This window comes from Pseudomonas sp. USHLN015 (assembly GCF_037153275.1).
GTDB lineage: Bacteria > Pseudomonadota > Gammaproteobacteria > Pseudomonadales > Pseudomonadaceae > Metapseudomonas > Metapseudomonas tohonis.
Map to the genome: position 1 here is coordinate 422,095 of NZ_JBBCKP010000003.1, position 22,005 is coordinate 444,099.

Below are 22,005 nucleotides of genomic sequence, written 5' to 3' on the forward strand. Positions count from 1 at the left end.
TTAGTCCTTGGTCACGCGGTTGACTTCCTCGAGGCTGGTTACGCCTTGCATGGCTTTCAGCAGGCCCGAGTTGCGCAGATCGTTGAAGCCATCTTTACGCATCTGCGCGGCGATATCGATGGAGTTACCTTCCTCCATGATAATGCGCTGCAAGGCCGGCGTGTTTTTAACCACTTCATAAATACCGACCCTACCTTTGTAGCCGCCTTTGCAATTTTCGCAGCCGGCCGGGCCGAAGATCTTGAAGGTGCCGATTTTTTCCTCGGGGAAGCCTTCTTTGAGCAAGGTTTCGTGTGGGACTTCAACCTCTTTTTTGCAACTGCTGCATAGTTTACGGGCGAGACGCTGGGCGATGATCAGGTTGACCGATGTGGCAATGTTAAAGGCCGGTACGCCCATATTACGTAAGCGCGTAAGGGTTTCCGCAGCGCTATTGGTATGCAGTGTGGACATCACCATGTGACCGGTCTGTGCCGCCTTGATGGCGATTTCGGCAGTTTCCAAGTCACGAATTTCGCCGACCATGATCACGTCCGGGTCTTGGCGCAGGAAAGCCCGGAGGGCTTGGGCGAAATCCATACCCTGACGTGGGTTGACGTTGACCTGGTTGATACCTTCCAGGTTAATTTCCACAGGATCTTCAGCTGTGGAGATATTGATATCGACGGTGTTGAGAATATTGAGGCCGGTGTAGAGCGAAACCGTCTTGCCCGAACCCGTAGGACCAGTCACCAGAATCATGCCCTGGGGCTGTTTCAGGGCGTTCAGATAGAGTTCTTTTTGCACTTCCTCATAACCAAGGGCATCGATACCCATCTGGGCGCTGGATGGATCAAGAATCCGCATCACGATCTTTTCGCCCCAGAGAGTGGGCAGCGTGTTGACGCGGAAGTCGATGGCCTTGGTTTTGGAAATTTTCATCTTGATCCGGCCGTCCTGGGGCTTGCGACGTTCGGAAATATCCAAGGCTGCCATGACCTTCAGGCGCGCGGAAATGCGGCTGGCCAGTTGGATCGGTGGGCGTGCCACTTCATGAAGGATGCCATCGGTCCGCAGCCTTACGCGGTACGAGCGCTCGTAGGGTTCGAAGTGCAAGTCGGAGGAGCCGCCCTTGATGGCGTCCAGCAGCATTTTATTGACGAAGCGTACGACGGGAGCGTCATCGGCGCTCTCACCTGCACCGCTGTCTTGTCTATCGTCGTCGACCGCCTCTATATCAACGCCGTCCAGATCGACGTCACCGAGGTCCTCCATGCCAGAGCTGGCACTATCGAAGAATTTCTCGATGGCATCGCCCAGCTTGTCATCCTCGACCAGAATCGCCTCTGTAGTGAGGCCTGTGCTGAACTGGATATCAGTCACGGCCTGGTGATTGGTAGGGTCTGAAACTCCAACGAATAGCTTGTTACCTCTACGCCAGAGCGGTATCACTCGATGCTGGCGGAGCAGCTTTTCACTTACCAGGTCTTTTGGCTGCCCCTCCTTGTCTATGGCGCTGAGGTCGAAGAAGGCGACGCCAAACTGCTCTGCTGACAGCTCTGCAATGGCTCTGCTTTTAACCAGCTTGTTCTGGACCACATAGGTAACCAGCGAAAGCCTGTTCCGCTGTGCTTGTTGCTGAGCGTTCTGCGCACTCTTCTCATCCAGTAGTTCAGCGAGGACCAACTGGCGTGCAAGACCTGAGAGGGTAGGCGAGTCATTCATGGCAGTTCGCTTTGTAATCGTGTCGGGAGCCCATAGCGTAGGCAACACTAGTAGGGAATAGCTAGTAGATAAAAAAAGAAGGCGCCGAGGCGCCTTCTTTCCAAATGTGTACTTTAGATTACGGGGTGTCGGCCGAGCAGTTGCGCGGGCGCAGTTCGGTGGCAAGGCCAGCGCTGCTGGTGCAGGTCCAAACACCACTAGCAGTGCGGGTCAGGCGGAGCGCCTGGTTGGAGGTGCGGGGGCCGGAAACGCCGCCAGTGCCAAAGTTGAACTGCAGAGAACCAGCACCGTTAGCGGCGAAGCTGGCGGGGAAGCTGATGGAGCCCAGGGGGCTTGCAGTAGCGGAGCTGCCCAGCATGGCGAGGGTGAAGTCAGTGGTAGAGGCACCACGGGCATAGGCATCTTCAACTGCAGTCTTGAGCGGAGCAAGAGCGGCCAGGCCACTGGCTGCTTCAGAGCGCGCAATGTAGTTCTGGTAGGCCGGAATGGCGATGGCAGCGAGGATGCCGATGATCGCAACAACGATCATCAGTTCGATCAGGGTGAAGCCTTTCTGTGCTTTCATTCGTGGATCTCCAAATGTGGTGTTTACGGCTGCACTCGCAGCTGACATTCTTCTAAGCAATTCCCTTGCCAGATTGCTAGGACTGCATTTTTTGCAGGTGCTGGCATGCTGGCCCAGCTGCCGTACTGACAAAAAATGTCAATGAGTCCCTAAGAATGCACCTGAACTCAAGCGCTCGCCCAATCTTTGCACTAGCGGTGGTTGCCGTTGGCCTGGCTTTCTGTATACCTCTACACCTCTACCCCTTCCCCAATTATATTGAGGAGCTATTGGTCACCTTGGGTGTATTCGCCTGTTCGGCATGGTTAATGTGGCGAAGGGTAAATCTGAAGTTTTCCGTATGGTCCGGCCTTTGGCTTCTTTTAGGGGTGATGTTTATTGCTTCGGCCCTGACACAAAGTGCCTCATTCGCTGCTTTTAAACTGTTCTATATTCTTTTCTGGTTCGTTGGGACCTTGGCGCTACTGATCGGTGAGCAGGTGGACTGGGACGATCATGGTGTTTCCGACGTCTTGGCAATGGTGCTGCTTTATTCGGCCCTGGTGTGTGCGGTGGTTGGGTTGCTGCGTCACTTCGATCTGCTCTGGCAAGATGTTACGGTTTTTATTCCCATGTACCGATCCGAGCGGATGATGGGGCTTATCGGGCATAGCAATTACTTTGCTTTTGTATGCCTTGTCGGTGTCTTGTCGGCTGCCTGGTTGTTTCAGCGTGGCAAGCTGGGGAGGTTTGGGGTTATATCATCCGTCGCAATTTTTATAGTTTGTATTGTCTTGACATGGACTCGCTCGGTAGTCGTTGCCTGGTTTGTACTGGCTCTGCTTTTGTCGCTGCAGTTCAGGCGACTCAATGCCAGTCGGTTCTTGCTTGTGGTTTTGCTTGGCTTGGCAGCATTGGTTCTACTGCAGCCTTTTGGTAGCTTGCTGAGTCAGTTGTTGGGTGGTGGAGCGGCAAATGTTGTCGTTGATGAGAGGCTGGCGGCATTTGGTGGCAAGGGAGGGGACAGTTCTGGGCGCCTCAGGGAATGGGCTATCGCCTGGCAGGTGTTCTGCGATCATCCATTTTGGGGGGTGGGTATTGGTAATTATGGGGAGGCAGCTTTTGCGAAGCACATCGAATTAGGTGTTCTCTCTCCGGCTGGCTTCTTTACACACTCCCATAATTTATTACTGCAGTTTCTTGCTGAGTTGGGTGTATTTGGCGGGCTGTGGCTTTTGCTTGTCTTCGCATTGGGTGTGCGGGGGTGGTGGCGTGCGGCTGCGGATATGCGGCGTGTGCTTCCAGCATCGATACTGTTGATTTTTAGTGTGTATAGTTTTTTTGAGTTTCCTTACTGGCTCATGCATTTCTTCGTCTTGAATTTACTTGTTTTGGGGGCGTTGGGTGGGGAAAGAGTTCATGTGGATTTGACGTTGGGGAAGGTGTTCTCGGCCATTCTAGTTTTCGTGTTTTGTGCAACATCCATCGTATATGCGCCTCTTGTTGAACGGTTTTACTGGTCTTTGAACCAATACTTGGTTCGGGCACCCACTGATCCAAGTCAGTATGTCTTTGTCGATTCGCTCATTAGGGATCCTCTGATGGAGCCTTATGGCTATTTGGTTTATATCGCCAATTTCGAGGTTTCTCCCAAAACGGCTCAGCAGGAATTACCCGTGCTTGAGAAACTCCGGCGCCACTTCCCGTTTGACAGTGTTCTGGCGCGGCTTGCGGTTTTGCAGTTCGCAACTGGACGTACGGCCGAGAGTTTCAAGACTATTGAGGATATGCGGATCTACTATGGCGATGAGACTGTGAGGAATTTCTTGTCACAGCTTGAAGAGGTTGAGCGCGCATTCCCTGATGTTGATTTCTCCGCTCTATCCAATGCAATGGAGCAGTGATTGCCTTCCACGAGGTGGAGTGCTAATTTTCGCCCCGCCGCCGGTGTAGCTCAGTAGGTAGAGCAGCGCACTCGTAACGCGAAGGTCGCAGGTTCGATTCCTGTCTCCGGCACCAGCTCAGACAAAAAGCCCCGCTTCGGCGGGGCTTTTTGTTGGGCGCTATATAAAGGAAAGGGTCAGATGCTAAGGCGCATCGACAGGTCCACCGCCCTGACGTCCTTGGTCAGGGTGCCGATGGAGATGTAGTCGACGCCGGTCTCGGCAATGGTGCGCAGGGTGGTGTCGTTGATGCCGCCGGAGGCTTCGAGCTTGGCGCGGCCGGCGGTGAGGGTGACGGCAGTGCGCATGTCGTCGAGGCTGAGTTCGTCGAGCATGACGATGTCGGCGCCGGCGGCCAGGGCCTGGTTCAGTTCGTCGAGGCTTTCCACTTCGATCTCCACCGGCTTGCCGGGGGCGATGCGGTGGGCGGCGGTGATGGCTTCGGCGATGCCGCCGCAGGCGGCGATGTGGTTTTCCTTGATGAGGAAGGCGTCGTACAGGCCGATGCGGTGGTTATGGCCGCCGCCGCAGGTGACGGCGTACTTCTGCGCCAGGCGCAGGCCGGGGAGGGTCTTGCGAGTGTCCAGCAGCTTCACCTGGGTGCCTTGCACCAGTTCCACGTAGTGGGCGACGCGGGTGGCGACGCCGGAGAGGCACTGGAGGAAGTTCAGCGCGCTGCGCTCGCCGCTGAGCAGGGCGCGGGCGGGGCCTTCGAGGTGGAACAGCGGCTGGTTCGGCTGCACCTTGTCGCCATCGGCCACCTGCCAGTGCACCGCCACCCGTGGGTCGATCTGACGGAACACCGCATCGACCCACGCGGTCCCAGCAATGACCGCCGCTTCGCGGGTGATGATGGTGGCGTGGGCCAGGCGCTCCTCGGGGATCAGTTGGGCGGTGATGTCGCCGCTGCCGACGTCCTCGGTCAGGGCGCGGCGCACGTTGGCTTCGATTTCCGCGTTCAGGTCGGCGAGTTTGAGGTTGGGCATGGGATGCTCCGCTGCAGAATGGCGCGATTATAGAGGCAGGCGACCGCTGGTACAGCGTTGGTGGCAACTGTCGTGGGCTTTCTGCTAGATATTCAGGGGATGGGTAGGTCTGACAGAGGCCGGCCTACAAAGGGCAGGGACATCTGTGACGTATTTCATGTCTGGAGGAAATCTCCCCTTGGTTGCGACGTGAGTATCCCTATAATGATTCTGACTTTCTCTATTTGACGCCAGAAGCTTGACGTTAGGGATAACTCCCCGTTTATAGCTGTGCAACCAGCGAAGCCCACTAGTTCGGGCGCTGGTTGCGGGAGATTCGCTATGCAGACCGACGCGAACGTGGTGCCCCTGAACAAGGGCGCCTCCGAGCTATCGCCAACTTCGCCGGTAGGAAGGCTGCCCGTGGCACTTATCCAGGTGCGCGACAAGGCTGCACAACAGCTGAAGCAAGCGCTGCAGGCGCTGTTCGACAACGCGGACGACACCCTCTTCCAGATGGCCGACCGTGCGACCAGTAACGCCGAGCAGAACGCCTTCTTCGAGGCGATGCGCGACTTGCGCCTGAAGCGCAAGAGCATCGAGCGCGGCTTCCTGCAGAAAGTGTTCGAGACCTTCTCCAACCTCAACCAGTACGAGATCGGCAAGCCGCCGGTGCTGGATGCGGTGTCTTTCGAAAGCCTGAGCCTGGTGCAGAACGACGAGCTGGAAGAGTCCGTCGCCCTCGACGCCATGGTCGCCAAGGTAATGAGCCGTGACGGCATCGCCCTGGGCCACCTGACCACCCGCCTCAACACCCTGGTCACCAAGAAGATCGAGGACAAGAGCAACCCGCTCGGCCCGCGCGCACTGTGCGAAGCCTTCCTCGATGCCTGCCGCAGCCTGGGTGTGGAGATCAAGGTCAAGCTGATCATCTTCAAGCTGTTCGAGAAGTACGTCCTCAGCGACCTCGACCAGCTCTACGCCGAATCCAACCAGGCGCTGATCACCGCCGGTGTGCTTCCCGAGCTCAAGTCCGCGCCGCCGGCCCGTCGTCCCCAGGGGCGCACCCCGGGTGCCGCCCGCTCCGCCCAGGCCGCCGAAGGTGGCCAGGTTGCCGGTGAAGGCGCCTATATGGACGAAGGCGTGCAGGAAGTCTTCGGTGCCCTTCAGGAGCTGCTGTCCCAGGTCCGCGGTTCCGGCACTGGCGCCGGGATCGGCATGGGCCGTCGGGAGGTACCGGCCGATGCGGTGCCCATCACCAGCAACGACCTGATGCGCCTGCTCTCGCACCTGCAGCAGCACCTGCCTGCGCAGAACGCAAGTGATGTCGACCTGCGCTTCCAGCTCGACAACCTGCTCACCCGCGCCAGCGCCAAGAGTGGCAAGTCCCGTGTCGTGGGCCAGGTGGACGACGACGTCATCAACCTGGTGTCGATGCTCTTCGAGTTCATCCTCGATGACCGCTCCCTGCCGGATTCGCTCAAGGCCCTGATCGGCCGCCTGCAGATTCCGATGCTCAAGGTCGCGGTGCTGGACAAGACCTTCTTCAGCCGCGGCAGCCACCCGGCGCGCCGGCTGCTCAACGAGATCGCCTCGGCCGCCATGGGCTGGAGCGAGCAGGACGACGTCCAGCGCGATGCCCTGTACCAGCGCATCGAGCAGGTCGTGCTGCGCCTGCTGAACGATTTCGTCGATGACCCGACCATCTTCTCCGACCTGCTTTCCGATTTTCTCGCCTACACCGGTGACGAACGCCGTCGCAGCGATCTGCTGGAACAGCGCACCCGTGATGCCGAGGAAGGTCGCGCCAAGGCCGAGTTGGCACGCCAGCAGGTCGAGCAGGCCCTGAACGATCGCCTCTTGGGCCGCACCCTGCCCGAAGTGGTGGTGCGCCTGCTGCAGGAAGCCTGGAGCAAGGTCATGCTGCTGACCTGCCTCAAGCACGGCGTCGGCTCCGAGGAATGGCAGGCCACCCTGTCGACCATGGACGACCTGATCTGGAGCGTGGAGTCCCACGAAGCGCCCGAGGCGCGCATGCGCTTGCTGGAGCTGGTCCCCGGCCTGCTCAAGGCGCTGCGCGAGGGGCTGACCAGCGCCGCCTTCGACCCGTTCTCCACCAGCGAATTCTTCAGCCAGCTGGAAACCCTGCACGTGCAGGCCTTCCAGCGCTTCAAGCGCGTCGAACCCGAGCCGGTACCGGCTCCGGTGGTGGACGCCGAGGAAGGCCAGGAGCCGGGCGCCATCGCGGAAATCGAGATGCCCCTGCTCGACCTGCCCGCCGACCTGGAGGTGGGCATGCCCGCCGAAGCGCCGGCGATGGTCGAGGTGGTCGAGGAGATCGTCCTGCTCGCGCCGGGCGAGACCCGTGCGCCCGAGCCCGAAGCCGCCCTGCCGGATGACGACGAGGCCCTGGCCCAGGTCGACAACCTGCGTGTCGGCAGTTGGGTCGAGTTCCAGGAAGACGAGGAGCACAAGGTGCGCTGCAAGCTGGCGGCGATCATCAAGCCCACCGGCAAGTACATCTTCGTCAACCGCACCGGCATGAAGGTGCTGGAGAAGACCCGCATGGGGCTGGCCGTCGAGTTCCGTCGCCAGGCCATCCGCCTGCTGGACGACGCCCTGCTGTTCGATCGCGCGCTGGAGTCGGTCATCGGCAACCTGCGTCGACTCAAGGGCGCCTGAGCCCTCGCTCCACCCACGACGCCCGGCTTGCCGGGCGTCGTCGTTTCAGGGCCTTGGCCCTGGGCTTCGCCTGCTCTAGAGTGTCCGCCAACCAAGGAGCCCACCATGCAGCCGGACCCCGCGACAGGTTGGTGCCAAGGCGCCCGCCACTGTCCCTCGCCGAACTTCAATGCCCGCCCGGAGGGGGAGATCTCCCTCTTGGTCATCCACAACATCAGCCTGCCGCCCGGCCAGTTCGGCACCGGCAAGGTCCAGCAGTTCTTCCAGAACCGGCTGGACGCCGCCGAGCATCCCTATTTCGCCGACATCGCCGCCATGCAGGTGTCGGCGCACTTCCTCATCGAGCGCGACGGCGCCGTCACGCAGTTCGTCTCCTGCCTGGAGCGTGCCTGGCACGCCGGCAAATCCTTCTTCGAGGGCCGTGAGAACTGCAACGACTTTTCACTCGGCATCGAGCTGGAGGGCACCGACGACCAGCCCTATTCCGAGGCCCAGTACACCGTGCTCGGCCAGCTCGCGCGCGGCCTGCTGCGCGCCTATCCCGGCATCACCCCGGAACGTGTCCGGGGGCACAGCGACATCGCTCCCGGGCGCAAGACCGATCCCGGGCCCGCATTCGATTGGGCGCGCTTTCGCGCCAGCCTGCACGACAAGGAGGTAGACGCATGAGTTTCCTGGTTCTCCTGCTGGTGCTCTGGGTGGAGAAGTTCTCCAGCCTGCGCCAGCGCATCCAGCAGGACGGGCCCTGGCTGCGCCAGCTGGCCCGCCTTTCCGGCAACCCGCGCCTGGCCGGCCGCCCCTGGGCGATCCTCGGCCTGCTGGTGGTGCTGCCGTTGGTGGTCCTGGCCCTCCTGCTGATGGCCCTGCAACCGCTCGCCTACGGTTGGCTGGCTTTGCCCTTGCACCTGCTGGTGGTGATCTACGCCCTCGGGCGCGGCGACGTCCAGGCGGACCTCGGCTCCTTCCGCGATGCCTGGCGCCGGGGTGACGTCCAGGGCGCCTACCACGTCGCCGAGCGTGACCTGGGCCTCGAGGTGGAGGAGGGCGATGACCTGCTGCTGCGGGTCCAGGGGCATCTCGTCTGGCAGGCCTACCAGAGCTTCTTCGCGGTGATCTTCTGGTACTTCCTGCTGGGCCCGGTCGCGGCCCTGGCCTATCGCCTGCTGGCCCTGGCCGCCGAGCACGCCGAGGAGCCCGCCCTGCGCGAGCGCGCCGCGCAGATGCGCCATGCCTTCGATTGGGTGCCGGTGCGGGTGCTGGCCGCGAGCTTCTCGCTGGTGGGCAATTTCGTCGCGGTCAGCCGCGTGCTGCTGCATGAGTTGCTGAACTGGGACATCGCCGCCGAGCGCTTCGTGGTCATCGCCGGGCGCGCCGCCGGAGAGCTGCCGGACGACACGGCCGGCGAGGCGGGCGTGGCCAGCCTGGATGCGCTCTGGCACCTGCTGGTCCGGGCCGCGGTGCTCTGGTACGCCGGCTTCGCCCTCTGGACCCTGCTGTTCTGACCGTGCGGCCGGCGGCGCTATGCCGTCGGTCCGGCCCGCGCCAGCCGGGTCGCGCTTCGAGACTTCTTAACCTTAAGTTACAGAACGTTCCGCCGATATCAGGTACACAGTTCCTGCACCTTGCCGGGTATTTCGTGACATGCATCACGTTTATTGCTCGGCATCGTTAGTCCTTATCTGTCACCCACAGGTCGGACGATCTGGGACGGCCGCACTGCCAGATGCGATCCTTGGCCGCCCCCGAGGCGACCCATAAGAATAATTAGGAAACAGGAGACGTCTTGTGAAGACCGTGTTGTATCCGGCCATCGCGCTGATGAATCGCCTCAGCTTCGGCATGAAATTCAGTCTGATCAGCGTGTTGTTCTTCCTGCCGATGCTGGTCACCAACTTCTACCTGGTGCGCGAGTCCTACCAGGAATTCGTCAGCACCCGTTCCGAGCTGGAAAGCCTGGACCTGCTGGGCGCCAGCCAGGGCATCCGGCGCAACCTGGAAAACCTCAACGACCTGGTGCTGATCAATTCGCTGATCGGCCAGTCCGGGCAGGCCGGCGATCTCGATACGCGCATCGGCAAGCTGGAGAAGGACCTGGCCGACGCCCTCGAGAAACTCGCACCCGTGACCACCGATCCGGAACAGGTCGCCGAGTTCAACAACAAGCGCGAAGAGATGCTCAAGGGCCTGCAGGCGGCCGGGAAAGAGACGTCCCTGCAGAGCAAGAGCGCCATGATCGAGAAGCAGCTGGGCAACGCCCAGGTGTTCATCAAGCTGGTCGCCAGCCAGGCCGGCCTCAGCCAGGACAGCCAGCGCGACGTACGCCAGGTCGCCGAGCTGGTCACCGGCGTCACCTCGAGCGTCACTGCCGCCATCAGCAAGGGGCGGGCCATCGGTGCCTACTCCCTGGGCCAGGGGTTCCTCAATTCCGCCGCCAGCACCAAGCTGGACGACCTGTTGCTGGAGCTGGAGAAGATCGGTTCCGAATACGGGCTGAAGATCCAGGACGCGCTCAACGGCAACCCCCGGGCCCAGGCTGCACTGGGCGAGCTCGCTACCGCCAGCCGTGAAACCCTCAAGCAGAGCGCTACGCTGTTCGAGGACCAGGTGATCATGGCCGACACCCTCGACACCCCCTGGGCGCAGTTCTACGACCAGGTCACCGCGCAGATGGACAAGACCTACCAGCTCAACGACGCCGCCCTCGGCCTGCTCAAGACCGAGCTGGAAAAGCGCCTCGGCGAGAAGCGCGCCCAGACCGTGCTGCTGGTGGTCGCCCTGGTGGTGGTGTTCCTCGCCATCGTCTACCTCTACAGCGGTTTCTACGTCTCCACCCGTACCACCCTCAAGAGCCTCGGCCGGGTCATGGACCAGGTCGCCGCCGGCGACATGACGGTCAACTTCCGCGCCCAGAGCCGCGACGAGCTGGGCGAGCTGGGCCAGGTTTTCAACGGCACGGTGGCGAAGATCCACGACCTGATCGAGCTGGTCGGCCAGACCGTCGTCGAGGTCGAGCGCCAGGCGGGACGCGTGCAGGACGTCTCGGAGGAGAGCAACCAGGCCGTCGCCGGCCAGCGCAGCCAGATCGAGCAGGTGGCAACGGCGATGAACGAGATGTCCGCCACCGCCCAGGAGGTCGCCCGCAGCGCCGCGGCCGCGGTGAACAGCGCGCACAGCGTGAACGAGGAGACCGTCAGTGGCCGCGCCCTGGTGGAGTCCCAGCTGGGCAGCATCGAGCGCCTGGCCCAGGAGATCGAGCAGTCGGTGAACGTGATCAACCAGCTTGCCTCCGACAGTGCGTCCATCAGCCGTGTGCTGGAGGTGATCAAGGGCATCGCCGAGCAGACCAACCTGCTGGCGCTCAACGCCGCCATCGAGGCCGCCCGTGCCGGTGAGCAGGGTCGCGGCTTCGCCGTGGTGGCCGACGAGGTCCGTACCCTGGCCAAGCGCACCCAGCAGTCCACCGAAGAGATCGAGCAGATGATCGCCAAGCTCCAGGGCGGCGTCGGCGCGGCGGTCAAGGCGATGAACACCAGCCACCAGATGGCCGATGGCACCGTCAACCAGTCCGGCCGCGTGCAGCAGGCGCTGGAGAACATCCTGGGGGCGGTGGGCATGATCGTCGACCAGAACCAGCAGATCGCCGCCGCTGCCGAGCAGCAGACCGCCGTGGCCCACGACATCGACCAGAACATCGTCGAGATCAACAGCGCTGGCGAGCGCACCGCCCAGGGCGCCAGCCAGACCGAGCAGGCCAGCCGCCAGCTTTCCGAGCAGGTTGCGCAGCTCAAGCAACTGATCGGCGCGTTCCGCGTCTGATCCTTCCCCTCAGTGGCCCCCGCGTTCGCGGGGGTGACGAGGCGGGTGGAGCTTCACCACACACCGCCATCCCCACGAACCCTGCTGTGGATAAGTCCGTGGCGTACCTGTCGCGAATAAATTGGCTCTGTCTGCGTTAGCTGTAGTGAGCTTGATGCGAAGCCTCAAGACCGGTGCTTTCCGAGCATTTATGACTCCCTGCCACGCCCACCGCGTGGGTTTCGCTTCGCTCTACGCCACCCTACGGAAGCCACTCCGCCCCCCAAAGCGTGATGCGCACATCGATGAAGATTCCGGCGAAGACGTTGGAGCAGCAGAAGCGCCCCTCCAGGAGGCCGAACGCAATCGTTGCGTCGGGGGACGAGCGGCATGGATGCCCCGAGAGGCGCGCCAGGCCATGGTTGGCCCATCGCGCCGGCCCCCAGACGCCACTTGTGGCGAACGCACTTCAGTGCGGCCCGAAGGGCGAGCGTAGCGAGTAACGACGATGGAGTGAGGGAACCCCGGCGAAGCCGGGGCCGGATGATGGGGCAAGCCTCTTTGGTTTCTTTTTTGTGGGCGGCATCCCGACGACTGAAGAAAGAGACTCGCCCGGGTGGGCGAAACCAGAAGCACCAGCAAAGCTCGGCAATCAGCTGGGCTCGAAACCTTCTAGCAACACTTAACGCAGACAGAGCCAATGAGTTCGCTTCTACGCAGGCTGCGGCATTCGGCCTAGCCGGCTTCAGCCCGGGAGAGGCTCCCAGCCGAACAGCTCGCAGGCGTTGCGGCTGCTGGCGGCGGCGAGCGCGTCCGGGGATATGCCCAGCAGCTCGGCGAGATTGGCGCAGATATCCGGCAGGTACTCGGGGCTGTTGCGTTGCTGCGGGTGCATGGATGGCGCCATGTCCGGGGCATCGGTCTCCAGCACGATGGCCTCCAGCGGCAACTGCGGCACCACCTTGCGCAAGCGGTTGGCCTGGGGCCAGGTGGGGGCGCCACCGAGGCCCAGGCGGAAGCCCAGCTTCAGGTACTCGCGCGCTTCCTCGACGCTGCCGGCGAAGGCGTGGACGATGCCGGCCCGCTGCAGGCGGAAGCGCTTGAGGGTGGCGATCACCGCCGCGTGGCTCCTGCGCACGTGCAGCAGCACCGGCAGCTGTGCGTCGGCCGCGATGGCGAGCTGCGCCTCGAACAGCGCCTGCTGGGCGTCGCGATCGAGGTCTTCGAGGTAGTAGTCCAGGCCGATCTCGCCCACCGCGCAGAGCTTGGGGTGCCCGGCGTGAGCCAGGAGCATCGTGCGCAGCTCATCCAGGTGGGCCGGCTGGTGTTCGCCCAGGTAGATGGGGTGCAGGCCGAAGGCGACGTGGAGGTCGTCCTGGGTGTCGGCCAGCTCCCAGATACGCTGCCAATTGCCCCGCGTGACGCCCATCAGCACCTGGCGCTTCACGCCCAGCGCACGGGCGCGGTCGAGCACCTCGGCGCGGTCGGCGTCGAACTCGGGAAAGTCCAGGTGGGTATGGGTGTCGATCAGCATCGGGGCGGCGGTCGCATCAGGGGATGGGGTTCAGCCTAGCCCAGAGGCGCCGCCGGCAAGCGGCGCCTCGATCGGCGCGCGCGGTCAGTGGTGTTCGCGGGTGGCGCGGAACTTGATGTCCGGCCAGCGCTCTTCCATCAGGGCCAGGTTGACGCGGGTCGGGGCCAGGTAGGTGAGGTGGCCGCCGCCGTCCACGGAGAGGTTCTCCATGGCCTTGTCCTTGAACTCCTTGAGCTTCTTCTCGTCCTTGCACTCGATCCAGCGTGCCGACCACACGTTGATCGCCTCGTAGGCGCACTCGACCTTGTACTCCTCCTTCAGGCGGCTGGCGACGACGTCGAACTGCAGCACGCCGACCGCGCCGAGGATGATGTCGTTGTTGCGCTCGGGGAAGAACACCTGGGTGGCGCCTTCCTCGGCCAGTTCCTGCAGGCCCTGGCGCAGCTGCTTGGACTTCAGCGGGTCCTTCAGGCGCACGCGGCGGAACAGCTCGGGGGCGAAGTGCGGAATGCCGGTGAACCCCAGCGCCTCGCCTTCGGTGAAGGTGTCGCCGATCTGGATGGTGCCGTGGTTGTGCAGGCCGATGATGTCGCCGGCGAAGGCCTCATCGAGCTGCTCGCGCTCGCTGGAGAAGAAGGTCAGCGCGTCGGCGATCTTCACGTCCTTGCCCAGGCGCACGTGGCGCATCTTCATGCCCTTCTCGTACTTGCCCGAGCAGATGCGCATGAAGGCGATGCGGTCGCGGTGCTTGGGGTCCATGTTCGCCTGGATCTTGAACACGAAGCCGGAGAATTTCTCCTCGGTCGGCTCCACCACGCGCTCGTGGGCGGCGCGCGAAAGCGGGCGCGGGGCCCAGTCGACCACGGCGTCGAGCACCTGGTCGACGCCGAAGTTGCCCAGCGCGGTGCCGAAGAACACCGGGGTCATGCGGCCCTGGTGGAATTCCTCTTCATCGAACTCGTGGCAGGCACCCTGTACCAGCTCGAGTTGCTCGACGAAGTCGTCATAGAGATCGCCCAGGTGCGCGCGGGCCTCGTCCGAGTCGAGCTTCTCGATCACCTTGATCTCGGTGCGCTCGTGGCCGTGGCCCGGGGTGTAGACGATGATCTTGTCGGCGGCCAGGTGGTAGACGCCCTTGAAGTCCTTGTAGCAGCCGATCGGCCAGGTGATGGGCGCGGCCTTGATCTTCAGCACAGCCTCGATCTCGTCGAGCAGCTCGATGGGATCGCGGATGTCGCGGTCCAGCTTGTTGATGAAGCTGACGATGGGCGTGTCGCGCAGGCGGCACACGTCCATCAGGGCGATGGTGCGCGGCTCCACGCCCTTGCCGCCGTCGAGGACCATCAGCGCCGAGTCCACCGCGGTCAGGGTGCGGTAGGTGTCTTCGGAGAAGTCTTCGTGGCCGGGGGTGTCGAGCAGGTTGATCATGTGCTCGCGGTAGGGGAACTGCATCACCGAGGTGGTGATGGAGATGCCGCGCTGCTTCTCCATCTCCATCCAGTCGGAGGTCGCGTGGCGGTCGGACTTGCGCGACTTCACCGTACCGGCGACCGCGATCGCCTTGCCCATCAGCAGGAGCTTCTCGGTGATGGTGGTCTTACCGGCGTCGGGGTGGGAAATGATGGCGAAGGTGCGGCGTTTGGCGACTTCGGCGGCCTGGATGGTCATGGATATGTGCCTGGCTGGAAACGGTTGCGGGCCATGCGCGGCCCGAAAAGCGCGGAATTATAGCGGGAAACGCCCGGTGGATCAGTCCGCATGTCGCAGGCGGCGCGCCCGGCCTTTTCGGCACCCCTCGGGGCGATGCGCCTGAACCCTCGCGGGCATCATCGGTCTGTCAGAAAAGAGGGCGATGATCGCCTGACCCGAGCACGCCCCGATGCGCTGCGAAGGCCGCCGGCAGCGGTTTTGTGCAGCATTCCATGACGGTTTGTTTTGAATGCCGAACAGTCAACAGGTAACGCGACAAAGGGATGCGATAAAGCGGCATTTTTTGATTGATCTGCGCTTCCCATGGTCCTAAAGTTCGCGCCCGAACGTCCATGCTGGAAACGATCCATCCGGCTCAAGTACTGACGACGAGAGGTTGGCAGCCGCAAGGCTGTAGATCCTCGGCGACATGCCTTGGGAAGTAGGCGAACCAAAGTGGGGAAACGGATTAGACGTTCAGGCTTTTCGCACCAAGCCCATCCCTTGCAACTTTTGTGGTTTTTGCCCAATGGAGCCCAGTATGTCGATCAAGGTCGAAGACTATTTCGCACCCGCCACTTTCCAGCGCATGAAGGCATTCGCCGATCAGCACGACACCCCCTTCGTGGTCATCGACAAGCAGACCATCGCCGATGCCTATGACCAACTGGTCGGCTGCTTCCCCTTCGCCAAGATCTACTACGCGGTCAAGGCCAACCCGGCCACCGAGATCACCGAGCTGCTGCGCGACAAGGGCTCCAACTTCGACATTGCCTCCATCTACGAGCTGGACAAGGTGATGAAGACCGGCGTCGGCCCGGAGCGCATCAGCTACGGCAACACCATCAAGAAAGCCAAGGACATCCGCTATTTCTACGAGAAGGGCGTGCGCCTGTTCGCCACCGACTCCGAGGCGGACCTGCGCAACATCGCCAAGGCCGCGCCGGGTTCGAAGATCTACGTGCGCATCCTCACCGAGGGTTCCACCTCCGCCGACTGGCCCCTGTCGCGCAAGTTCGGCTGCAACCCCGACATGGCCCTGGACCTGCTGATCCTCGCCAAGCAGCTGGGCCTGGAGCCCTACGGCCTGTCCTTCCACGTGGGCAGCCAGCAGCGCGACATCGACGTGTGGGACGCCGCCATCGCCAAGGTCAAGGTGATCTTCGAGCGCCTCAAGGAAGAAGACGGCATCACCCTGAAGATGATCAACATGGGCGGCGGCTTCCCGGCCAACTACATCCAGCGCACCAACGCCCTGGAGACCTACGCCGAGGAGATCACCCGCTTCCTCAAGGAAGACTTCGGCGACGAGCTGCCGGAAATCATCCTCGAGCCGGGCCGCTCGCTGATCGCCAACGCCGGCATCCTGGTCAGCGAAGTGGTGCTGGTGGCACGCAAGTCGCGCACCGCCGTGGAGCGCTGGGTCTACACCGACGTGGGCAAGTTCTCCGGTCTGATCGAAACCATGGACGAGTCCATCAAGTTCCCCATCTGGACCGAGAAGAAGGGCGAGATGGAAGAAGTGGTCATCGCCGGCCCGACCTGCGACAGCGCCGACATCATGTACGAGAACTACAAGTACGGCCTGCCCTTGAACCTGGCCAGCGGCGACCGCCTCTACTGGCTCTCCACCGGTGCCTACACCACCAGCTACAGCGCGGTGGAATTCAACGGCTTCCCGCCGCTGAAGGCCTTCTACCTGTAAGCGCCGCCCCGAAGGAAAGCCTGCCTCCGGCAGGCTTTTTTTTGCCCGCGTGGCGCCTGGCCGGCATCGGGTGCCGTGGCGTGCGTGCCGTCGCGGCATGGGCGGGCTGCCGGGCGAAGGTAAATAGAAGGTAAAAACGCGTCGAACACTCTGTTTATGAAATTTATTCTCAAATAGAATCGCATCCCATATGAGAATCCTTGGCCTCCGTCCGACCGGCTGATGGCGGCTGCCCGTTTTCCACAAGGGGTCACCGTGTTCAAGAAAGTCCTGTTCCAGCTGCACTGGCTCCTCGGCATCAGTGCCGGCCTGGTGTTGTCCCTCATGGGCGTCACCGGCGCCGCCTACAGCTTCCAGGACGAAATCCTCGAATGGCTCAATGCCGACACCCTGCGTCTGGAGGTCAGCGCCGACGGCGTGCTGCCGCCCGCCGAACTGGTACGCCGGATCGAAGCCAGCGCGGGCGAGCAGGTCTCCGGCCTCTGGGTGGAAACCCAGTCCGGCGGGCCGGCCCGGGTGTTCTTCATGCCGCCGCCCGGTGAACGCCGTGGCCCTATGCGCTGGTTCGACCCCTACAACGGCAAGCTGCTCGATGACCCGGTCGGCCAGCCGTTCTTCGGCCTGATGCTGCAACTGCACCGCTTCCTCGCCATGGGCGAGACCGGCAAGCAGATCACCGCTGCCAGCACCCTGGCGCTGATCTTCTTCTGCCTCTCCGGCCTTTATCTGCGCTGGCCGCGCCAGGCCGGCAGCTGGCGTGCCTGGCTGACCCTGGACTGGGCGCGCAAGGGCCGCAGCTTCAACTGGGACCTGCACGCCGTGGCCGGCACCTGGTGCCTGGCGCTCTACCTCCTGGCGGCGCTGACCGGCCTGTTCTGGTCCTACGAGTGGTACCGCGCCGGGCTGCAGCGCCTGCTGGCCGATGCGCCCGTCGAGCAGCAGGCCAAGCCCGGCGAGCGCCGTGGCGAGGGCCGTGGCGAGCGCCGCGAAGGGGGCCGCCCGGGGATGCCGCAAGCACCTTCCGGCCCACCGCTGGTGGTGGACTACGATGCCGTCTGGGCCAGCATCCGCGAGGCCGCCGGCCCCGGCCTCAGCGCCTACAACCTGCGCCTGCCGCCGGTGGGCGGCCAGCCCGCCACGGTGTTCTACCTGCTCAAGGACGCCAGCCACCCGCGCGCGCTCAACCAGATCACCCTCGACCCGGCCACCGGCAAGGTCGCCCGCGTCGAGCGCTACGCCGAGAAGAGCTTCAAGGCGCAACTGCTCACCAGCATCTACGCCCTGCACGTGGGCGAGTACTTCGGCTTGCCCGGGCGCATCCTGATGATGCTGGCGAGCCTCGCCATGCCGCTGTTCTTCATCACCGGCTGGCTGCTCTACCTCGACCGTCGGCGCAAGAAGCGCGCGATCAGGGCCGCACGCGGCGGCCTCGGCCAGGGCGGTGAAGGCGAGCCTTGGCTGATCGGCTTCGCCAGCCAGAGCGGTTTCGCCGAGCAGCTCGCCTGGCAGAGCGCCGGCCAGTTGCAGGCCGCCGGCTTCCCGGTGCGCGTGCAGCAACTGGGCGAGCTGGATGCCGGGCAACTGGCCGAGGCGCGCAATGCCCTGTTCGTGGTCAGCACCTTCGGCGACGGCGAGGCCCCCGATACCGCTCGCGGTTTCGAACGCAAGGTGCTGGGCCAGGCCTCGCAACTGGCCGAGCTGCGCTTTGCCGTGCTCGCCCTGGGCGATCGCCAGTACCAGCACTTCTGCGGCTTCGCCCAGCGCTTGCAGGCCTGGCTCCAGGGCCAGGGCGCGAGCCCGCTGTTCGATACGGTGGAAGTGGACAACGGCGACCGCGATGCGCTGCAGGACTGGCAGCAACGCCTGGCCACGCTGGCCGGCTCCAGCGTGGTGCCGGTGTGGACCGAGCAGCCTTTCGAAACCTGGACCCTGGACGCGCGCGAGCACCTCAACCCCGGCAGCCAGGGCGAGTCCACCTGGCTGCTGCGCCTGGGCGCCCCGGCGGGCAGCCAGATCCGCTGGCAGGCTGGCGACCTGGTGGAGATCCTTCCGCGCCAGGCCGACTCGCGCATCCAGTGCTGGCTCGACCAGCACGGCCTGGACGGTGATGCCCCGGTGACCGTGGACGGCACCGCCCAGTCCCTGCGCCAGGCCCTGGGCGCGCGCCTGCTGCCGGACTCCTTCGAGCACCTGGTGGGCCTGCACCCGCAGGCGCTGCTGGATGCGCTGATCGTGCTCTCGGTGCGCCAGTACTCCATCGCCTCCCTGGAGAGCGACGGTGCCCTGGAGCTGATCGTGCGCCAGGAGCAGCATGCCGATGGCACCCTGGGCATCGCCTCCGGCTGGCTCACCCATCACCTGCCGATCGGCGCCAGCCTGCCGCTGCGCCTGCGTCGCAACGCCCGCTTCCACCGCCTGGAGGGCGAGCGACCGGCCATCTTCATCGGCAACGGCACCGGCCTCGCCGGCCTGCGGGCGCTGCTCAAGGCCAACATCGCCGCCGGCAACGGCCGCAACTGGCTGCTGTTCGGCGAGCGCAACCAGGCCCACGACTACTACTGCCGCGACGAGATCGAAGGCTGGCTGGCCAGCGGTGAGCTGGAACGGCTCGACCTGGCCTTCTCCCGCGACCAGGCGCACAAGGTCTATGTGCAGGACCGCCTGCGCGAGGCCGGTGCCGAAGTCCGTGCCTGGGTCGAGGCGGGCGCGGTGTTCTATATCTGCGGCAGCCTGCAGGGCATGGCCGACGGCGTCGATCGCGTCCTGCGCGAGCTCTTGGGTGACGAGGGCCTGGACCGCCTCGCCGCCGAAGGGCGCTACCGCCGCGACGTGTACTGATCGGTTCATGGGCCGTGCTTCAGACCCGGGTGTGCTTCCCGGGCTGAAGCCCGGGCTACGGACTGAAGCCTCGGCACCGGGGCGGCACGTCCTTGTCCCATTCCTCATCCCCGTGAACGCGGGGACCCACTGCACCTCAACCCCATCTCGCGCAGCCCGCCCGCTGTCGCCATAATCAGGCGATGAAAAATCGAATCCTGCTGAACTGCGACATGGGTGAAAGCTTCGGCGCCTGGACCCTGGGCGACGACGAGCACGCCATGCCCCTGGTGGACCAGGCCAACCTGGCCTGCGGTTTCCACGCCTCCGATCCCATGACCATGCTGCGCACCGTCGAGCTGGCCGTGGACCACGACGTGACCATCGGCGCCCATCCGGCCTACCCGGACCTGGTCGGTTTCGGCCGCCGGCGCATGGAGCTGCCGCCCGACGAGGTGCGTGCCCTGGTGCTCTACCAGATCGGCGCGCTGGATGCGTTCTGCCGCGCCTCCGGCACCCAGGTCGCCTACGTCAAGCCCCACGGCGCGCTGTACAACGACCTGGTGCGCAACGACGCCCTGCTGGAAGCCGTGCTCGACGCCTGCGCCAGCTACCGCAAGGGCCTGCCGCTGATGGTGCTGGCCCTGGCCGACAATCGACGCGAGCTGCGGCTGGCCGACGCCGCCGACGTGCCGCTGATGTTCGAGGCCTTCGCCGATCGCGCCTACCTGTCCGATGGCCAGCTGGCGCCGCGCCGGCTGGAGGGTGCCGTGCACCATGACCCCGAGCGCATCATCGCCCAGGCGGTGGCCATCGCCCGGGGCGAGGCTTTCGCCGACATCGACGGCAAGCCCCTGCAACTGGTGGCCGACAGCCTCTGCGTGCACGGCGACAACCCCGAATCCCTGGCGGTGCTGCGACGCCTTCGAGCCCATCTGGACGCCTTGTGATCCGCATCGAGCCGGTCGGCGCCGAGGCGCTGCTGCTGGTGCTGGCCGACGAGCCGGATGCGCGCCTGCCGCTTCGCATCGCGCAGCTCGCCGAATCCATCCGCCAGCGCCTCGGCTCCCAGCTCCGCGACCTGGTGCCGGGCTGGACCACCCTGCTGCTGCACTACGACCTGCTGCGCACCGATCCCGCGCAACTGGCCGCCGACCTGGAACCGCTGCTGCAGCAATGGCAACCGGATGCGGTGCCCGTGCGGGACGGGCGCATGCACGAAATGCCCGTCTGGTATGGCGGCGAGGACCTGGCCTCGGTGGCGCGTGCCTGCGGGCTGAGCACCGCCGAGGTGATCGAGTTGCACAGCGCCACGCTGTACCGCGTCGGCGCCATCGGCTTCGCCCCGGGGTTCGCCTACCTGGGCGAGCTCGATACGCGCCTTGCCCTGCCGCGTCGCAGCAGCCCGCGCACGCGGGTGCCGGCGGGCAGCCTGGCCATCGCCGAGCGGCAGACGGCGATTTATCCACAGGCCTCCCCCGGCGGCTGGCACCTGCTGGGCCTCTGCCCCCGACCGCTGTTCGATCCGGCGAGCGAGCCCCCGTGCCCGCTCGCGCTGGGGGACTCTGTGCGCTTCGTGCCCATCGACGAACCCACCTATCGCCGCGAGCGGGGCGAGCCATGAACGGCCTGCGCCTGCTGAAGGCCGGGCCGCTGAGCCTGCTGCAGGACGGCGGCCGGCAGGGCTGGCAACACCTGGGCGTGTCGCCGGCCGGGCCGATGGATCGCCACGCCGCCGCCTGGGCCAACCGCTTGCTGGGCAACGCGGCGGGCACGCTGCTGATCGAGATCGCCCTGGGCGGCGTCGAACTGGAGAGCCTCGGCGACACCTGGGTGGCACTGTGCGGCGCGGACCTGCCGATCACCCTGGATGGCGAGGTGCGGCCCAACTGGTCACGCTTCGCGCTGCGCGCCGGGCAGCGGTTGAAGCTGGGGTTCGCCCGCAGCGGCCAGCGGGCCTACCTCGCCATCGCCGGTGGCTTCCGTGTCGAGCCGGTGCTGGGCAGCGTCGCCTGCCAGGTGCGTGAAGGCCTCGGCGGGCTGGATGGGCGGGGCGCGAAGCTGGCCGATGGCGACCTGCTGCCGGGCGGGGGTGGCCGCTTCGAGCGTGGCGCCAGCGTGCCCTGGCCCTGGCAGCCGGACTACCGCGCCGAGCGGCCGCTGCGGGTGATGCTCGGCGGCGATGCCGCGCAGTTCGACCCCGGTCAGGTTCGCGCCTTCCTCGAGCGGCCCTGGCAGCTCAGCCCGCAGTCGGATCGCATGGGTGCGCGCCTGCAGGGCGAGGCGATCCACCCGCCGAAACGCCAGTGGTCCCTGGGCGTCGTGCGCGGCACCCTGCAGGTCCCGCCCGACGGCCAGCCGATCATTCTCCAGGCCGACCACCAGACCATGGGCGGCTACCCCATCCTCGGCTGGCTGCACCCACGGGACTGCGACCGCCTGGCCCAATGCGCGGCGCGCCAGACGCTGCGTTTCCAGGCTGTGGATATCTCGGCGGTACAGCCCGAGGTGCGCGCGTTCCGCCGCTTCTTCGGAGCGGGTTCGTAGGGCGTCGGGTTTCACTCGACCTGCACGCTGGGTGAAACCCGCTTGCGCCCCGGGCGTCATTGCCGCGGACGGGGCATCCA

General features: G+C 64.4%; 15 protein-coding genes, 1 tRNA gene and 1 pseudogene. 12 read left to right on the top strand and 5 right to left on the bottom strand.

Annotated elements, in window-relative coordinates; all coding sequences use genetic code 11:
- Both pilB and WFQ67_RS08175 read right to left on the bottom strand, forming a co-directional pair.
- Positions 1–1,704, bottom strand: a complete 1,704-nt coding sequence (pilB, locus tag WFQ67_RS08170) for a type IV-A pilus assembly ATPase PilB (RefSeq protein ID WP_337056569.1) — start codon at positions 1,702–1,704, stop codon at positions 1–3.
- A 118-nt stretch (positions 1,705–1,822) separates the two neighbouring features.
- Positions 1,823–2,269 carry a pilin gene (locus WFQ67_RS08175; protein WP_337056570.1) on the bottom strand — a complete coding sequence of 149 codons (447 nt, stop codon included), beginning with the start codon at positions 2,267–2,269 and terminating at the stop codon, positions 1,823–1,825.
- 155 nt (positions 2,270–2,424) lie between these two features.
- On the opposite strand from WFQ67_RS08175, the gene WFQ67_RS08180 reads away from it, so the two are divergent.
- Both WFQ67_RS08180 and WFQ67_RS08185 read left to right on the top strand, forming a co-directional pair.
- Positions 2,425–4,152: a PglL family O-oligosaccharyltransferase gene (locus WFQ67_RS08180; protein WP_337056571.1), complete on the top strand. Its 1,728-nt coding sequence runs from the start codon at positions 2,425–2,427 to the stop codon at positions 4,150–4,152.
- 39 nt (positions 4,153–4,191) lie between these two features.
- Positions 4,192–4,267, top strand: a tRNA-Thr gene (locus tag WFQ67_RS08185).
- A 61-nt stretch (positions 4,268–4,328) separates the two neighbouring features.
- Here WFQ67_RS08185 and nadC read toward each other — a convergent pair.
- On the bottom strand, positions 4,329–5,177 hold the full coding sequence (nadC, locus tag WFQ67_RS08190) for a carboxylating nicotinate-nucleotide diphosphorylase (protein WP_213628512.1): 849 nt from the start codon (positions 5,175–5,177) through the stop codon (positions 4,329–4,331).
- A gap of 321 nt (positions 5,178–5,498) precedes the next feature.
- Between nadC and WFQ67_RS08195 the strand changes: the two genes are divergently transcribed.
- The 5 genes and pseudogenes from WFQ67_RS08195 (at position 5,499) to WFQ67_RS30345 (ending at position 11,654) form a co-directional block, all read left to right on the top strand.
- Positions 5,499–7,838 carry a DUF1631 domain-containing protein gene (locus WFQ67_RS08195; protein ID WP_337056572.1) on the top strand — a complete coding sequence of 780 codons (2,340 nt, stop codon included), beginning with the start codon at positions 5,499–5,501 and terminating at the stop codon, positions 7,836–7,838.
- A 105-nt stretch (positions 7,839–7,943) separates the two neighbouring features.
- Entirely contained in the window at positions 7,944–8,507 is a 564-nt protein-coding gene (ampD, locus tag WFQ67_RS08200; RefSeq protein ID WP_263152782.1) for a 1,6-anhydro-N-acetylmuramyl-L-alanine amidase AmpD, read from the top strand.
- A complete protein-coding gene (ampE, locus tag WFQ67_RS08205; RefSeq protein ID WP_111263632.1) occupies positions 8,504–9,340 on the top strand; it encodes a regulatory signaling modulator protein AmpE in 837 nt (278 codons plus the stop codon). Before ampD ends, ampE begins: the two co-directional genes overlap by 4 nt.
- 1,165 nt (positions 9,341–10,505) lie before the next feature.
- Positions 10,506–10,796: pseudogene (locus WFQ67_RS30340) on the top strand (HAMP domain-containing protein); the annotation flags it as partial.
- Between the two features lie 153 nt (positions 10,797–10,949).
- Entirely contained in the window at positions 10,950–11,654 is a 705-nt protein-coding gene (locus WFQ67_RS30345) for a methyl-accepting chemotaxis protein (protein ID WP_420803756.1), read from the top strand.
- Positions 11,655–12,378: 724 nt separating this feature from the next.
- On the opposite strand, the gene WFQ67_RS08215 is transcribed toward WFQ67_RS30345, so the two are convergent.
- Together WFQ67_RS08215 and WFQ67_RS08220 are read right to left on the bottom strand one after the other, a co-directional pair.
- Positions 12,379–13,167: a TatD family hydrolase gene (locus tag WFQ67_RS08215; protein ID WP_337056573.1), complete on the bottom strand. Its 789-nt coding sequence runs from the start codon at positions 13,165–13,167 to the stop codon at positions 12,379–12,381.
- An 84-nt stretch (positions 13,168–13,251) separates the two neighbouring features.
- Entirely contained in the window at positions 13,252–14,835 is a 1,584-nt protein-coding gene (locus WFQ67_RS08220; RefSeq protein ID WP_213628516.1) for a peptide chain release factor 3, read from the bottom strand.
- Positions 14,836–15,397: 562 nt separating this feature from the next.
- On the opposite strand from WFQ67_RS08220, the gene WFQ67_RS08225 reads away from it, so the two are divergent.
- The 5 genes from WFQ67_RS08225 to WFQ67_RS08245 all read left to right on the top strand — a co-directional run bounded on the left by WFQ67_RS08225 (position 15,398) and on the right by WFQ67_RS08245 (position 21,925).
- Positions 15,398–16,561, top strand: a complete 1,164-nt coding sequence (locus WFQ67_RS08225; protein ID WP_213628517.1) for a type III PLP-dependent enzyme — start codon at positions 15,398–15,400, stop codon at positions 16,559–16,561.
- 222 nt (positions 16,562–16,783) lie between these two features.
- Complete coding sequence (locus WFQ67_RS08230) at positions 16,784–19,399, top strand: sulfite reductase flavoprotein subunit alpha (RefSeq protein WP_337056574.1); 2,616 nt, start codon at positions 16,784–16,786, stop codon at positions 19,397–19,399.
- Positions 19,400–19,581: 182 nt separating this feature from the next.
- Complete coding sequence (locus tag WFQ67_RS08235; RefSeq protein WP_173173278.1) at positions 19,582–20,328, top strand: 5-oxoprolinase subunit PxpA; 747 nt, start codon at positions 19,582–19,584, stop codon at positions 20,326–20,328.
- Positions 20,325–21,002 (top strand): 5-oxoprolinase subunit PxpB, encoded by a 678-nt coding sequence (gene pxpB, locus WFQ67_RS08240; RefSeq protein ID WP_213628519.1) that lies wholly within the window; start codon positions 20,325–20,327, stop codon positions 21,000–21,002. Before WFQ67_RS08235 ends, pxpB begins: the two co-directional genes overlap by 4 nt.
- Positions 20,999–21,925, top strand: a complete 927-nt coding sequence (locus WFQ67_RS08245) for a biotin-dependent carboxyltransferase family protein (RefSeq protein ID WP_213628520.1) — start codon at positions 20,999–21,001, stop codon at positions 21,923–21,925. Before pxpB ends, WFQ67_RS08245 begins: the two co-directional genes overlap by 4 nt.
- Positions 21,926–22,005: the final 80 nt, after the last annotated feature.

Excerpts from the sequence above, each read along its gene's own strand:
- WFQ67_RS08180 (WP_337056571.1), top strand. The coding sequence starts at position 2,425 with ATGCACCTGAACTCAAGCGCTCGCCCAATCTTTGCACTAGCGGTGGTT.
- WFQ67_RS08215 (WP_337056573.1), bottom strand. The coding sequence starts at position 13,167 with ATGCTGATCGACACCCATACCCACCTGGACTTTCCCGAGTTCGACGCC.
- WFQ67_RS08175 (WP_337056570.1), bottom strand. The coding sequence starts at position 2,269 with ATGAAAGCACAGAAAGGCTTCACCCTGATCGAACTGATGATCGTTGTT.
- ampD (WP_263152782.1), top strand. The coding sequence starts at position 7,944 with ATGCAGCCGGACCCCGCGACAGGTTGGTGCCAAGGCGCCCGCCACTGT.
- WFQ67_RS08195 (WP_337056572.1), top strand. The coding sequence starts at position 5,499 with ATGCAGACCGACGCGAACGTGGTGCCCCTGAACAAGGGCGCCTCCGAG.
- pilB (WP_337056569.1), bottom strand. The coding sequence starts at position 1,704 with ATGAATGACTCGCCTACCCTCTCAGGTCTTGCACGCCAGTTGGTCCTC.
- WFQ67_RS08235 (WP_173173278.1), top strand. The coding sequence starts at position 19,582 with ATGAAAAATCGAATCCTGCTGAACTGCGACATGGGTGAAAGCTTCGGC.
- WFQ67_RS08225 (WP_213628517.1), top strand. The coding sequence starts at position 15,398 with ATGTCGATCAAGGTCGAAGACTATTTCGCACCCGCCACTTTCCAGCGC.
- WFQ67_RS30345 (WP_420803756.1), top strand. The coding sequence starts at position 10,950 with ATGTCCGCCACCGCCCAGGAGGTCGCCCGCAGCGCCGCGGCCGCGGTG.
- nadC (WP_213628512.1), bottom strand. The coding sequence starts at position 5,177 with ATGCCCAACCTCAAACTCGCCGACCTGAACGCGGAAATCGAAGCCAAC.
- WFQ67_RS08220 (WP_213628516.1), bottom strand. The coding sequence starts at position 14,835 with ATGACCATCCAGGCCGCCGAAGTCGCCAAACGCCGCACCTTCGCCATC.
- WFQ67_RS08245 (WP_213628520.1), top strand. The coding sequence starts at position 20,999 with ATGAACGGCCTGCGCCTGCTGAAGGCCGGGCCGCTGAGCCTGCTGCAG.
- ampE (WP_111263632.1), top strand. The coding sequence starts at position 8,504 with ATGAGTTTCCTGGTTCTCCTGCTGGTGCTCTGGGTGGAGAAGTTCTCC.
- WFQ67_RS08230 (WP_337056574.1), top strand. The coding sequence starts at position 16,784 with ATGGCGGCTGCCCGTTTTCCACAAGGGGTCACCGTGTTCAAGAAAGTC.